Source organism: Streptomyces sp. NPDC001508 (assembly GCF_040298665.1).
In the GTDB taxonomy this organism is placed as follows: Bacteria; Actinomycetota; Actinomycetes; order Streptomycetales; family Streptomycetaceae; genus Streptomyces.
Window position 1 is genome coordinate 1 of the sequence record NZ_JBEPAP010000113.1, and the last position, 13870, is coordinate 13870.

Here is a 13870-nt window from a genome sequence, read left to right on the forward strand (position 1 = left end):
CGGTTTTGATCTAGACAATCCAGATCATCGCAGGTGAGAGGCACCCTTCTTCTGCCAGGGCATCAGATCGCTGCCGTAGCTGAATTCATGAGGTCAGTGCCTCCGTCGGAGAAAGCGGCCTATGAGCGCGATCGCAGCGCCAATGGCGAGCGCGATGAAGAACTGGTGGAGAGGGACAGAGACGTCCTGGCCGTCAGCGGACTTGGTGCTGGCCTGCAGCAGGGCATACAGCAGATACGCCGTTGCCATGGCGACCGCCCAGGCAAGGGTGACGATCGTGCGGAACGAGCCTGGCGCACTGTCCTCGTCGTTGGCGGCCAGCGCCCAGACCAGGAAGAGAACGGCCTCGATGACGAAGACCACCAGGTATGAAGCCAGGGCCGAGCCCGAAGGGCTATACCTGTCGGCGCCGTTGAACCCGACGTGGGTGGCCATCCGGTCCGGCAGTCCGTGCCATAGCAGCAAGTACGCAGCGAGCGCGGCGACCAGTGCTGTGATGAAGGGTGCGACGATCGCGGCGGCTCTGCGCCCGGGGCTCATGTCGTGCTGTTCGTCTGCTGTTGGCACACAAGCTCCGTTCCATAAGGGGATCTCCGGTGCACTCGGCGCCATCCTGACCGGCTTCCCTTGCGCCACCCGCCGGCCGGAGTTCGGGTTCGGCCACATCGTCGTGCAGAGCACCCAGTAGAAGGGGAACCGTCCATGCCCGCATCCACGGCTTCCCGGTGCGTACCGTGAGGTGACGACCCGCCGGGAGGACCAGATGAGCGCGCAGCCCGACCACGCCCCCGTCACCGTCTATGCCCCTGCCCCCGGGGCGCCGGCCGAACTCCTCGCGCAGCTGCGCGCCGACCGGCGCGCGGACACCTGGGTGCCGGCCTTCGAGCAGGAGTGGGCGGCCGCGCTGGAAGAGTCCCGCCGCACGTTCTCCTTCGCCGCCCTGTACGAGGTCGTCCAGGTCTGGCAGGGCCGCATCGCCCCCTCCCCGGCGGTCGACGCGTTCGTCGCCTCCGGCTACGACGACAGCGAGTTCGTCGACATGGCGGAGCTGCGGGGAAGGCGCCGGTGACCGGACAGCCGTACGCGGTCCGCTTCTCCGCCCCGGCCGCGAAGATCCTCGACACCCTGCCCGAGCACGTCGACGACACCGTGTGGGATGTCCTGGACGCCGCCGCGGCCGACCCGTGGGGCTTCCGCCAGTGGAACGCCGACGACCCCGAAGGCGAGGACGTCCGCTACGCGTCCGTCGGCCAGCTGCCCCTCACCTACTGAGTGAACAGGCCCCTGCGCCGTCTGTCCGTCCTCACCATCACCTGGCTCGGATAGCCACCCGACGACGCCCCGACCCCAGCATTCGAGCTGCTGGGGTCGGGACGTCGTCGTAGCCACGGCCGTACCGCTCAGGCGTCGCCCCACGCCTCGAAGAATCGCTTGCGGTCGTCCTCCGTCTCGTGCAGCCGACGCCTGGCGAGCAGAACATGCCAGGCAGTGGTCTCGGCGTCACGCAGCCACAACTGCCCGAGGTAGCGGCCACCTGCTACGAGCGTGTCATGGGCCAGTGCGTCGCCGATCACCTTGGTCACGGCGTCGCGCCGCTGGTCGTCGAGCTCTGCCAGAAAGCTGAGCACACGGTCGGCAATGCCCCCTTCGTTCCCTCTGGCCAGGCGATCGAAGGAAGGACCGCCCATGTTGCCGGGGTCGATGTACAAGGCGGCTTCACCCCCCGCTTCTTCCATAGCACCCCAGAACTCATCGCCTTCGGGCGTGCCCGGGAGAGGGAGGACGGCGAAGAGGTCGGCCAGATGGCCATTGGCCGCTTGGTTGTACGAGACGTCGCAGGCTGCCGCAGAAGCAATCTTCGCGACGTGCCCGGTGGTCAGCCCTGCGCCCTCCGGCCAGTCCAGTGAAGTGTTGAGCTGCTGGACGAGGTGCTGGGCCAGCTCACCATCGTCGTCGAGGAATCGCCGGATGATCACAAGTTCCCCCAGGTCAGTGCCAGTTGGCGTACAAAGGCGGCTCTCTTTGCCTGCCAGTCTGCCCAACTGGGCAGTGATCCGCTGGGGTGCGCGGACAACGTCTGGAATCCGCCCCGGCATGATCGTGCCACGGCCGTGTCCACCACGCCTGACATGGGCGGCAACGCGCAACTACTGCTCACTGGCTGCCGCCATGGAGTCGAAGGTCTCCCGCATGAGCAGGTGACGCGATGTCATCCGCAGGGAGTAGCTGGAGACAGCCGCGGGCGAGGGATTTACCCGATCGAGTGCGGCGCGGCGTGTGCGCCTTTCCAAGATCCGGTACGAGTCCCATGCCGCGCGGATCACCTCGTCCACGACTACACCGTCACTGGTCATGCGCTGACCGTAATAAGGTGCGGGTACCGCCACCGCGGTCCGCCGACGAACCGCCGGCCCGGCCCCGGTGCGGCACACCGGATTCCGGCCAGAGCGCTGGTCGGGGCTGCGGAGTTTCACAGCCCGGCCCTCCAGCAGCACCGGAGCCGGACTGGGCTGCTGTTTCCTTGGTGACAGGGACGGCAGGGTGAGCTGCGGAAGGGGTACTGCCGACTGTGCTGGTGCCAGGCGCGTACGGATGCCGCGGCCGCCGGGACCACGGCAGAGTCGTTGCTGCCGGAACTGCGGCATCACCAGCTGTTCTTCGCGCACATGGCCCCGTTGTGGGAGCGGGTCCCGCGGCACCGGAAGCCGAAGTACGAGCGGCGGGGACGCCCCCGCAAGCCTGCCCCCCTCCGGCGTCACCGCCCGGCGGCTGGCTCCAGCCCGCCCTGTTCGATGTCTGCCGAGACTTCACCCGCATCGACCCCGACCAGCACACGGGACCGGACAACCCGTGGCTCGCCTGGGCGAGGCACACCGCCCACCGCCTCGGCGAGGTCCGCGGCTGGCCCCGCAAGGTCCGCTTCAGCGTCGACCGAGCCCTGATCATCCTGATGTCCCGGCACATCGGTGGCGATGTCGTGCGCCATTCCGAGCTCTCTCCAGCCCTGCGGCCACGTCGGCTGAACATGGAGTTGACCATCGAGGTCCTCAATCACGTCGGCGTCTTCCTCGACGACCGGACACCGTCGTTCGAGCACTGGCTCCAGCGCAAGCTCGACGGCATCGCCCCCGGCATCCGCCGCGACGTCGAGCACTGGATCCGGCTCCTGCACGACGGCGGCCCCCGATCCCAGCCCCGGGACGAGGCCACGGTCTGGAACTACCTCAACCGCATCCGGCCCGTGCTGATCGACTGGTCCAGCCGCTACGACCACTTGCGCGAGGTGACCCGAGACGATGTCCTCGCCCAGCTCGATGCCCTGCACGGCAACCAGCGTCAGCACACCCTCATCGTGCTGCGGTCCGTGTTCGGTCGGGCCAAGAAGAGCGGCACCATCTTCAAGAACCCGACCAGCCGCATCCGCGTCGGCCAGCGCGAGAGCGGCATCATCCAGCCCTTGGATCCCGAGCACATCGACAACTCGGTCGCGGCGGTCACCAAGCCGGCGGACCGCCTGGTCCTCGCCCTCGCCGCAGTGCACGCGGCACGGTCCGGCGCCATCCGCCGCCTCCAGCTCGACGACCTCGACATCGGCAACCGGAAGCTCACCATCGACGGCCGTTCCCGACGGCTGGACGACCTCACACTGCATGTCGCCCGCGAGTGGCTGGAGTTCCGTCGGCGCCGCTGGCCCGACACCGCCAACCCGCACCTGCTGATCAACAAGATCACCGCCCTGGGAACCGGACCGGTGAGCCAGGTCTCCCTCACCGCACCGCTTCGCGGCCAGGCTGCCACCCTGGAACAGCTCCGCGTCGACCGGCAACTCGAAGAAGCCCTTACGCACGGCCCCGACGCCCTCCACCTCGCCGAGGTCTTCGGCCTGGACGAGAAGACGGCGATCCGCTACGCGAACTCCGCCCGCGCTCTCCTGGAACGGCCACTGGAAAATGCCCCCGCGACTCCACCACGAACCCCAGGGAGTACCACCTAACTATCAAGGCATCAGACCTGCAGGTTCCCACTTGCCTTCAGTTTCCGGAACTCGGGGGTCTCCGAGGACGAGCAGGAATGGACCAACGAGCCCAGTTACAGGCGGCGTGTGTGGCCCCCGTTGATCTGGTCGATCTGATCGAGAAGGGCTGCATTCAGCTGTGTCCGCGCAGCCTTGACACGCTCCAGAGCCTCCAGGACGTCACTTCGCACCGGGCTCTCCCGATTCGAGGAACGTCGCAGGACGTCGGCACGGACTTCCCGGGTCGCCTCTCGCAAGCGGCCCAGAAGCTGGGAGAGAGCAATGAACGCGGATCCGTCCGCATCGTCTGGTCGCGATCCGTCTGGTGCCAGGACGAGTGGAATTCCGTGCGGTGGTGTGTCCTGCGATTCGAGCCAGAGACCGTTGTGAGCCAGCGCGTGTCCGGCTTCGGTGGCCTCCCGGCCGACCTGGGCCGTGATCTCGTCGAATCGGTTGACGTCCACAGGATGGTGTGTTTGCAAATCTTGGACGAACCGCTCCAGAGCATCGATCCACGCCCGACCCGTAGTTCGCATCTTCAGCAGACGGGCGATCTCTGTCTCACTTTGGCGATCATGCGCCTCACTCGCCTTCTGCTCCGCTTGCCGCCGATGCAGACGCAGGGGGCCGTAGACAGCCGCGAGGCCGGCAACTGAGGCTCCCCCCAGAGCTCCGAGCAGTCCGTACAGCGCGCTGTTGTCGGTCATACTCCCCCCGACGTAGAACTGCCGGTAACCATACCCGTACGGCTCATCCCCAACACTCACCCGATGCAGGCTTCGCACCCGCTTCTGTGTAACATCCAGCGACCTTCCCTGCACCCTGCTGAGTCTTCGTCTGCACCGCCAACCCCCACCTGATCATCAGCCAGTGCCAGTCGCGTCAGCGGCGTCTGCATATCCGAGGCTCTCCGAGTGACCCAGCGTGTTCACCACGAACCCGCGGGTCCATCGCCGAGAACGGTCCGATAGGCACTCGGGTTCCCGCTGCAGGACCTTCAGTTTTCACGAACTCGCGGGGGTCCAGGGGTCCCAGTAGTTCTCGCCGAAAAAACAACGCTAAGGACTGAGTCGCAGGTCAGGCCGTTGGCTCCAGAGAGGCCGTGGCTGTCTGCTCGTCGTGCTCGCGCAGCATGCGCATGACGGTGGCCGGGGCGGGGTGCTGGCCGCGTTTCTTGCCGGTGCGGATGACGAGGCGGGAGGCGATCTCGCGCAGCGAGAGGTGTTCGTCGTCGCGCAGGCGCAGGGCGGTGGCGAGCATGTCCTCGTCGGAGACCTTGACGCCGCCGATGGCCTTGCCGTTCTTGCGGGCGGTCTCCTGGCCTTCGAGGGTCTTGTCGCGGATGTAGTCGCGCTCGGATTCAGCCATGGCGGCGAAGAAGGCGAACAGGGCGGTGCCGTGGCCGGCCGGGTCGTGCTTGCCCGCCAGCGGGCCGGTGAGGAACTCCAGCTCAATCTCCGCGTCCCGCAGTTCCTCGGCGACCTTCAGGAGTTCCAGGGCGCCGCGGCCCAGGCGCTTCATCTCGTGCACCACGAGGGTGACCTTCGCCCCCAGTGAGCGGTACTCGCGGGCCGCCGCCAGGGCGGCCTTCATCTCGGGGCGTTCCCGCACGCGGGTGCTGATCTGTTCCTGGAACAGCCGGTGCACGCCGGACGCTTCGAGGGCGTCGACCTGTGACTGGATCTCCTGCGTCCGGCTGGGGACGCGGGCGTACGCGAGGCGGACCTCCATCGGCACGGCCGGCGCCGCGAGCTTCTGGACGGGCAGGGCCGTCCAGGCGGCGCCGGGATGGCGTACGGCGGGGGTGGCGACGTGGAGTTCGGAGCGGAGCGCGGGCACGAGCTGGAAGCGGGCAGTGTGGTACTTCAGCGCGACTTTGTTCGAGGTGGTGCGGCAGGGCGAGCCCGCCGGGGCCTGGCAGGTGGACATCGGACAGGCGTGCGATTCCACCAGTTTGTACGCGTCGTTGATCACGCCGGATCGTTTCAGAAGTACGTTTCACCGGTCAAGAGGAAGAAAACGACCGGTGAAACAAAATCACCTGCGGCGACGCCGTCGGTGCCCGGTGTTGAAACGGGGGTCACCTATGAAACAACCCCCGTGTCCCGCGTTGTCGCGTCTCTTCGAGTCGACGGACCTACCCGCCAGCGCCTACAACACCGATTCGCGCCTGCGACCTACCCGCTGTCCAGTACTCACAGAGATCGAAGGACATCTGACCGTAGTTCCAGTCAGCCAGCGGAGTGAGTTCGGGTGACGGTGAACAGCAGCGGTGTATGGACGCTGAGTGAGGCAGCGGTATCGGCGATGACCTCGGCCAGCCAGCCGATCGCATCGCATGACCACTCGGTGAGTTCCCCGCGCAACACCATCCCATGGAGAGGCGGGCCGCACCAGAAACTGTCGTCGAACCGCGGGGCAAGGACGGCGCCCTGGCCGACGACGTCGTGCGAGCTGTAGACGAAAACCGGCTGGTCCAGGTGGCGGAGGTGGTCTGTGAGCCGTTCCGCGATATCAGGGACGGACGTGTACCTGCCGCTGTTGATGTTGACCTCCACGGGTGTCCTCGACCGTGGGTCCCGCCCGGCGAACCAGTCGGCCGTCAGCATCGACGGGAGGGGCGCGTACGCGGGACGGGCCGCGGCGTCGAGCCCCTGGACCGGTAGGAGGAGTTGTACGGCCGCCAGGCGCAGTGTGCCGAGCCGTGTGGTCGCGCTCTCGGCACACTGCAGGAACGGCCGGACGGGCAGCGGCCGGTCATCGGCGACAGCACTGGTCTCGACCTGGAACCACGAGACCAGGTCGGCCTCGGAAGCGATGGAGCGGTCGTTGCATCCGGCGTCGTTCATGGCCCACAAGCCGGGGGCCCGCCGCATACGGTCTTCGGCACCGCCCCCGGCCGACCGGTCATCGAGCCATCCCATGGCGAGCGACCGCTGGTGGAAGAGCGAGTAGACATCGTACTCGAAGTCGGGATCGCCCCAGGCCCGCGCGGTGAGTTCACCGTGCAGGCTTGCGAACATGGTGCCTGCGGTCCGACGGACCGCAGGCACCATGCCGGGTCGTTCTGTGGCGTGGTGCTCTGGCACGCCTGGTCCTCTCTGGTTGCTGTACCTCGCAGCCACGCCGTTGTGCATGTGCTCGTTCTCAGTACACCGTGCAGGCGACATCGGCCTGGCGGTACGGCCGCTCGCCTGTGTCACCCTGACCGTTCACATCGACGTCCACGTGGTTGCGCCACGATGCCGAGTTGGTGTTTGTGCAGTTGTGACGTGCTGCCGTGCGGTAGCTACTCCCACCGGTGCCAGGCTTGAGCGTTTCGGTTTCCGAACACGCTTTCCTGCGCCAGGTGTTGTCCGTATACCACTCGTAGAGGCAGTTGTACACCTTGGCACGGTCTTCGGTGCAGGTTCCTTTTCCCCACCATCCGTGGCCGGACACCGCCACTCCGGTGCCAGACCGGTGCGGATTGTCCCTCCCGCTCACAGGTGTGCAGGCCGCTGCCAGCGCCACCTCGGAATCTACGTCCGTCGGGTTCTCGATGGGAAGAACCTGTCCGTTTTCGTCAAGGTACACAGCGGAGTCGTCGGTGTCCTGTGGCGCGATTCCCGGTACGGCGTCCGCCTCTGCCACAACCTGGGGATGGATACGCTCCGGCGCGCTCCCAACTGGTGTGGACAAGGCCATCGCGGGCGTCGCCGCGCCTCCGATCGTCAGAGTCATGAAGACGGCCATGGCACCGCGCCGTAAGTTCACGTTCAACAAGGCATTCCCCCATCATGCAGACAGATCTGATCTAGGTCGCCACATGATTGCCTGCTCTTCAACGGCGGGACTACCTAATATCCGGCCAAGCAGCACGGATGCAGCGGGGCATCATCCGGACGACACCCCTTCCGCTCCGTCAGCGGATCGAGCGTGACCCGATCAGCAGCACCCGATGAGTGGACTGGACAACCGCCGGGCGGATCGTCTCCAAGGCCGCCGCGTACGGCCCCGCCGACGCATCTCCCCCCGTGGGGCATCGCCGGGGCCGATGCTTCCTACAGCCCGGCTCCGGGATCGTCCATGCCCGCGGTCCGCAGCGGCCGGTGGCCCTTCTCGTCGAGCTGGGCGAGTTCGTGCTCGTAGTCGACGGTGATGGAGCCGTAGTAGTTGACCACCGAGCTGCGGGCCGGGGAGATGTGCGCCAAGACCTCGGCGTCCACCTCGCGGCCGGCACCGCGCAGTTCACCGACGGCCAGGCCCATGTACTCGGTGTGCCAGCAGACGACCGCGTTCGTCACGACGGTCAGGCACCATGCCTGCTCGTTCTGCTGCTCGGGCTGACGGCGGGTGACTTTGCCCTCGCGGGCGTAGTGGAGCTGGCGGCGCAGAGCGTGCAGCGACTCGCCCTTGTTCAGCTGGCGTGCGATCTTGCGCCGGTATGGCCCTCGGGGAGTATCCGAACGGAAATTAGCGGTAGCGTAGTGATCTTGATTCCGGTTCGGTGACGTGCCCGTTTTGCCCGGTCAGCGGGCTCTACGTTCCTCGGCATGCCTGTTGAGTATCTGTCTGCCGAGCAAGAGGCCCGCTACGGGCGGTTCGCCACGGAACCGTCGCCCGGGGAGCTGGAGCAGTTCTTCCGCCTGGACACCAAGGCCCTGGGTTTGGCGCGGGCGAAGCGCCGTCCGGCGACAAGGCTGGGGTGGGCGGTGCAGTGGGGCACGGTGCGGATGCTCGGCACCTTCCTGACCGAGGACCCCACGGCCGTCCCGGCTTCCGTGGTGCGGTTCGTTGCCGAGCAGCTCGGCATCGGCGATGAGCACTTTGCCGAGTACGGGGTGCGCCCGCAGACGGCGTACGAGCACGCGTGGGAGATCCGCGACGAGTACGGCTACCGGGACTTCGCCGCGGGTGAGGCGGGGCTGCGGAAGTTTCTGGCGGCGCGGGTGTGGTCGTCGCTGGAGGGGCCGCGCGCGTTGTTCGACCGGGCGGTGGTGTGGCTGGTGAACAACCGGGTGCTGCTGCCCGGCGTGACGACGCTGGCCCGGATGGTGGCCGCGGTCCGCCAGGAGGAGAACGATCGGCTGCACGCCGCGCTGTACGAGGCGGTGCCGTACGACCTGCGCACCGAGATGGTCCGGCTGCTGGAGGTGCCGGAGAAAAAGCGGGTATCGGAGCTGGAGCGGCTGCGGCTGGGGCCGATGCGGGTGTCGGGCAAGGAGATGGAGCTGGCGCTGGACCGCGCCCGTGAGGTGCGGGGCCTGGGTGCCGGCGCGGTCGACGTCGGTCGGGTCCCGGCCGCACGGATGACCGGGCTGGCCCGCTACGGGCTGACCTCGAAGGCCCCGACGCTTAAGCGCCTGGAGGTCACGAGGCAGACCGCCACCCTGCTGGCGGCCGTGCGGCGCCTGGAGACCGCGACGGTGGACGACGCGCTCGATCTGCTGCACGCGCTGATGGCCACGAAACTGCTGGCGAAGGCCGAGCGGATGGGCAACGACGCCAAGCTCAAGGCTCTGCCACAGCTGAGGAAGGCGGCGAAGAAGGTCGCCGCGGCGGTCGACGTGCTGATGACGACGCCTCCGGCAACCGAGTCAGGCGAGATGGTCTCCGTGGTGGACGCGTGGTCGGCGATCGAGCAGGTCGTACCGCGTGAGCAGCTGGCCGAGGCGCTTGCCACGATCGCCGCGGTGGTCCCGGGCGGCGATGGGGACGACGACGCGGAATGGCGGGCCGAACTGGTCGCCCGCTACGGCACCGTGCGCGGCTTCATCCGCCTCCTGGTCGAGGTCATCGACTTCGGCTCGGTCGAGGCCGGCGTCCCGGTCGTGAAGGCCCTCAAGCAGTTGCCGGACCTAATCGGCCGGAAGAAGGTCGGCGCCGAGGAGGTCTCCATGGAGCTGGTGACCGGCTCGTGGCGGCGGCTGGTGTTCGCCAACCCTAACCTGCCGCACGGCCTGGTGGACAAGGCGGCGTACTCGTTCTGCGTCCTGGAGCATCTGCACCGCGCCCTGCGCCGGCGGGACGTGTTCGCCAGGGACGGCGACCGCTGGGGCGACCCCCGCGCCAAGCTGCTTGTCGGGGAGAAGTGGAGGGCCGCCGAGCCGAAGGTGCTCACCGCGCTCGGCCTGGAGAGCGAGCCGGCCGGGCACCTCGCCGAACTCGCCTCCGCCCTGCACGCCGCGTACGTCCAGGTCGCCGCCGGGCTGCCGGGCAACAGCGCGCTGGAGGTGGCGGGCGGCAAGCTGAAGCTGGCCAAGCTCGGCAAGGCCGAGGAGCCCAAGCTCATGCCGCCGTTCCGGCAGCTGGTCAACGGCATGCTACCGAAGGTCGACTTCCCCGAACTGCTGCTGGAGGTCGCCGAACTGACCGGCATGCCGGAGGCATTCACGCACATCTCCGGCGCCGACTCCGGCATGGAGGGCTTCGTCACCAGCCTGTGCGCGGTGCTGCTGAGCGAGGCGTGCAACGTGGGTCTGACCCCCGTCATCAAGCCGGACGTCCCGGCGCTCACCCGCGGTCGTCTGGTCCAGGTCGACCAGGGCTACTTCCGGGCCGAGAACATCTCGGCGGCCAACAGCCTGTTCATCGAGGCCCAGGCGAAGATCGACGTCGTACGGGCGTGGGGCGGCGGCCTGGTCGCCTCCGCCGACGGCGTCCGCTTCACCGTCCCCGTGCAAACCCTCTACGCGGGCTCGAACCCCCGGTACTTCGGCCTGCGGCACAAAGGCGCCACCTGGCTGAACGTGGTGAACGACCAGGTGATGGGGCTGGGCGGGGTGGTCGTGCCGGGCACGCTGCGCGACTCGCTGTTCATCCTTGACGCCATCCACGCCCGCGACGGCGGGCCGAAGCCGGAGACCGTCATCACGGACACCGCTTCGTACTCCGACATCGTCTTCGGCCTGTTCGCCATCTGCGGCTACCAGTTCTCGCCGAGGATCGCCGACATCTCCGACGCCCGGCTGTGGCGGACGAACGCCGCAGCCGACTACGGGCCGCTCCAGCCGGTGTCGAACCACACCATCCGCCTGGACCGGATACGCGCCCACTGGGGCGACATGCTCCGCGTGGCCGGCTCCCTGACCCTGGGAGAGGTCCGCGGCCACGACCTGATCCGCATGCTCTCCCGTGACGGCAAGCCGACCGGACTGGGCGACGCGTTCGCCCACTACGGGCGGATCTTCAAGACCCTGCACCTGCTCCAGTTCGTCTCCGACGAGGGATACCGGCGGATGATCGGCGCCCAGCTCAACGTCACCGAGGCCCGCCACCGACTCGCCCGGAAGATCTTCTTCGGACAGCGCGGCGAACTACGCCAGCACTACCGCGAGGGCATGGAGGACCAACTCGGCGCCCTCGGCCTGGCCCTCAACTCTGTGGTGCTCTTCAACAGCCTCTACATCGACGCCGCCGTCAAGCAGCTGGCCGCCGACGGTTTTCCGGTCACCGACGAGCTTCTCGCCCGCCTCTCCCCACTCCAGTACGACCACATCAACTTCCTCGGCCGCTACGCCTTCACCAGTCCCCCAACACCGGGTCTGCGTCCTCTGCGCGACCCTCGGCAGGAAGACGGGGACGACGACGCATAGCCGCGGAGCGGCCGGCCGGAGCCGAAGGCGGGTCTGGAAGAACGCCAGTCACTTCCCGAGCCGCTTCGCCACGGCGGCCCTCCGGGCGAACACCTTGTCCTGGGAGTCCTGCATCTCCCGGAGAGCAGCTTTCCGTTCCTTCTGCGCGAGCCGGTCCAGATACAGGTGGCCGTGCAGGTGATCGGTTTCGTGCTGCAGGCACCGGGCGAAGTATCCCCTGCCTTCGATCACCAGAGGGTTGCCGTCCTTGTCGCGGCCTCGGACGACCGCACGGTCGAGGCGGGGCACCACGCGGTAGGGACCGGGGACAGACAGGCACCCTTCGGGTTCCTCCACCAGGCGGCGGCCGTCGGCGGACACTTCCTCGAGAACCGGGTTGGCGATGTGCCCAACATGACGCACGCCCCACTCGTCCGTGATGTCCCACACGAACAATTGCAGATCCACATCCACCTGGTTGGCGGCCAGCCCAGCGCCCCCCGCGACCTGGTTGGTGGCGAACATGTCGTCAATCAGCCTCGCCAGCTCCACCGTGCCGAACTCAGTCACCTCCCGGCACCGGCGGCGCAAGATCTCCTCCCCGACCACGGTGATCCTGCGAACCACACCACGTTCCACCTCCGGCGCGAGCCGTGGATAGGCCTCGACGGGCTTGCCCTGCACCCGGACCCGGCGATCTGGCACCGTGTCACCGAACCCAACAGCCACGAACCATCAACCCCTTCTATGCAACTCCTCGGCCACCGGACCCGGATGGCCAAGGACTCATCGGCTTGCCAAGGACTTTGCAAAGTAGCAGACTTTGCAAAATGAGTGATGGAAACCGTCGAGTTGAAGCCGCATGGGCCCTGCAGGGCCGGGCTCGCCAGCTTCTGCCCGACCACCCCGTGCGTGTTGCCCTGCTCGACCTACTCGCCGAAGTCGGCACCCTCACCTCCACCGAGGCCGCCGCGCGCCTCGGGCACAGCTCCGGCCTGTGCTCCTTCCACCTGCGCCAGCTCGCCCGGTACGGCCTCATCGAAGAAGCCCCCCACCGAGGAGGCCGAGCCCGGCCCTGGCGGCTGCGATGGGACACCCCCCACCCCACAGGGCAGAAAGAGCCCGAAGAATTCGCCATCCTCACCCGAGACCTGGAGGACGAGAGCTACCAGCGCTGGCTGTCTCACCGGGACCAGGCGCCGGCCGAGTGGCAGCAGGACGAATCCTTCAGCACCGTGCTCCACCTCACCCCGGCCGAAACAGCCGAACTCGCTACTTCCATCCGCCGCCTCCTCGACGGCTACCGCAACCGGGAAGACCACCCCGCCACACGCCCGCCCAACGCCGTGGCCGTAGCCGCAGTCACCCGGCTGTTTCCGCTCCTCGACGCACATCACCAAGTGCTGCCGCAGCCCGTGCCGGGACGTGGCGTTGAAGAATCGACCGATTCCTGAACAAGATCGGTAAGCGACTACTCACGGCCGGAACGGCGCTGGCTCGTGTGCGAGAAACGGTGTCAGAAAGTCGGTTTGCTCAAAAACCCGAGAGGCACCGTTTTCTGTACGATCTCGCAGGTGCAGACGCTTCCGGACGACGACACCGCCAATCTACTCGCCCCAGTCCCCGCCGTGCAGGGCGCGCTCATCGGGTACGCCCGCGTCTCAACCCAGGGGCAGTTGCTCGACCGGCAGATCCACGCCCTCACCGAAGCAGGCTGCATCCGGATCTTCGCCGACAAGAAGTCCGGCAGGAACGCGGAGCGCGACGAACTACGTAAGGCCCTCGACTACCTCCGCGAAGGGGACACCCTCGTCGTCCCCTCCCTTGACCGGCTCGGCCGCTCCATCCAGGATCTCATCACCATCGTCTCCGGCCTGCGCCAGCGCGGCATCGGCTTCACCTCGCTCCACGAGGCACTCGACACCACCACCCCGGGCGGACGCCTGGTCTTCCACGTGTTCGCAGCACTCGCGGAGTTCATCCGCGAACTCATCATCCAGGGCACCAACGAGGGCCTGGACGCAGCCCGCGCCCGTGGCGCCCGCCTCGGCCGCCCGCCGGCCATGACCGAGGAACAGATCCGTCACGCCCGGGACCTACTCACCCGTCCGGAGAACACCGTCACTTCGATCGCCAAGCTCCTTGGCGTCCCCCGCAACACGATCTACAAGTATGTGCCAGAGCTGAAAGGCGGCCGCGCCGTACGGGAGTGTCTAATCAACGGCGGATCTGATGATCAAGGAGACGCGTCTGATGATGGAGACCGCCGTGGAGAACGAGCAGGCCGAGCAGGTGGTTC

General features: G+C 67.5%; 15 protein-coding genes. 6 read left to right on the forward strand and 9 right to left on the reverse strand.

Features of this window, described 5'->3' with window-relative positions; translation table 11 throughout:
* Positions 1 to 93: 93 nt before the first annotated feature.
* Complete coding sequence (locus tag ABT245_RS44750; protein WP_351746615.1) at positions 94 to 567, reverse strand: DUF1648 domain-containing protein; 474 nt, start codon at positions 565 to 567, stop codon at positions 94 to 96.
* A 196-nt stretch (positions 568 to 763) separates the two neighbouring features.
* Between ABT245_RS44750 and ABT245_RS44755 the strand changes: the two genes are divergently transcribed.
* Positions 764 to 1069, forward strand: coding sequence for a DUF6247 family protein (locus ABT245_RS44755; RefSeq protein WP_351746618.1), 306 nt, complete (start codon positions 764 to 766; stop codon positions 1067 to 1069).
* Positions 1066 to 1272, forward strand: a complete 207-nt coding sequence (locus ABT245_RS44760) for a hypothetical protein (protein ID WP_351746621.1) — start codon at positions 1066 to 1068, stop codon at positions 1270 to 1272. The genes ABT245_RS44755 and ABT245_RS44760 overlap by 4 nt, the downstream gene beginning before the upstream one ends.
* A 128-nt stretch (positions 1273 to 1400) precedes the next feature.
* Here the strand turns inward: ABT245_RS44760 and ABT245_RS44765 are convergent, their stop codons facing one another.
* Positions 1401 to 1976, reverse strand: coding sequence for a hypothetical protein (locus ABT245_RS44765; RefSeq protein ID WP_351746624.1), 576 nt, complete (start codon positions 1974 to 1976; stop codon positions 1401 to 1403).
* Between the two features lie 171 nt (positions 1977 to 2147).
* A complete protein-coding gene (locus ABT245_RS44770; RefSeq protein WP_351746626.1) occupies positions 2148 to 2354 on the reverse strand; it encodes a hypothetical protein in 207 nt (68 codons plus the stop codon).
* Between the two features lie 323 nt (positions 2355 to 2677).
* Here ABT245_RS44770 and ABT245_RS44775 point away from each other — a divergent pair, with 323 nt between their 5' ends.
* Entirely contained in the window at positions 2678 to 3994 is a 1317-nt protein-coding gene (locus tag ABT245_RS44775; protein ID WP_351746629.1) for a site-specific integrase, read from the forward strand.
* Positions 3995 to 4089: 95 nt separating this feature from the next.
* On the opposite strand, the gene ABT245_RS44780 is transcribed toward ABT245_RS44775, so the two are convergent.
* From ABT245_RS44780 to ABT245_RS44800, 5 genes are all read right to left on the reverse strand, one after another.
* Entirely contained in the window at positions 4090 to 4722 is a 633-nt protein-coding gene (locus ABT245_RS44780; protein ID WP_351746631.1) for a hypothetical protein, read from the reverse strand.
* 370 nt (positions 4723 to 5092) lie between these two features.
* A complete protein-coding gene (locus tag ABT245_RS44785) occupies positions 5093 to 5989 on the reverse strand; it encodes a recombinase family protein (RefSeq protein ID WP_351746634.1) in 897 nt (298 codons plus the stop codon).
* Positions 5990 to 6246: 257 nt separating this feature from the next.
* Positions 6247 to 7038, reverse strand: a complete 792-nt coding sequence (locus tag ABT245_RS44790) for a hypothetical protein (RefSeq protein ID WP_351746636.1) — start codon at positions 7036 to 7038, stop codon at positions 6247 to 6249.
* A gap of 124 nt (positions 7039 to 7162) precedes the next feature.
* On the reverse strand, positions 7163 to 7750 hold the full coding sequence (locus tag ABT245_RS44795) for a hypothetical protein (protein WP_351746638.1): 588 nt from the start codon (positions 7748 to 7750) through the stop codon (positions 7163 to 7165).
* A gap of 308 nt (positions 7751 to 8058) precedes the next feature.
* On the reverse strand, positions 8059 to 8430 hold the full coding sequence (locus ABT245_RS44800) for a Tn3 family transposase (protein ID WP_351746648.1): 372 nt from the start codon (positions 8428 to 8430) through the stop codon (positions 8059 to 8061).
* Positions 8431 to 8550: 120 nt separating this feature from the next.
* On the opposite strand from ABT245_RS44800, the gene ABT245_RS44805 reads away from it, so the two are divergent.
* The gene (locus tag ABT245_RS44805; RefSeq protein ID WP_351746641.1) at positions 8551 to 11592 is read left to right on the forward strand and encodes a Tn3 family transposase; all 3042 of its coding nucleotides are present in this window, start codon (positions 8551 to 8553) and stop codon (positions 11590 to 11592) included.
* Positions 11593 to 11640: 48 nt separating this feature from the next.
* Here ABT245_RS44805 and def read toward each other — a convergent pair whose 3' ends face one another.
* Positions 11641 to 12255, reverse strand: coding sequence for a peptide deformylase (gene def / locus ABT245_RS44810; RefSeq protein ID WP_351746650.1), 615 nt, complete (start codon positions 12253 to 12255; stop codon positions 11641 to 11643).
* 146 nt (positions 12256 to 12401) lie between these two features.
* Here def and ABT245_RS44815 point away from each other — a divergent pair, with 146 nt between their 5' ends.
* Both ABT245_RS44815 and ABT245_RS44820 read left to right on the forward strand, forming a co-directional pair.
* The gene (locus ABT245_RS44815; protein ID WP_351746644.1) at positions 12402 to 13025 is read left to right on the forward strand and encodes an ArsR/SmtB family transcription factor; all 624 of its coding nucleotides are present in this window, start codon (positions 12402 to 12404) and stop codon (positions 13023 to 13025) included.
* 120 nt (positions 13026 to 13145) lie between these two features.
* Positions 13146 to 13870, forward strand: a 725-nt coding sequence (locus tag ABT245_RS44820; RefSeq protein ID WP_351746647.1) for a recombinase family protein, incomplete at its 3' end; no start/stop codon positions are given.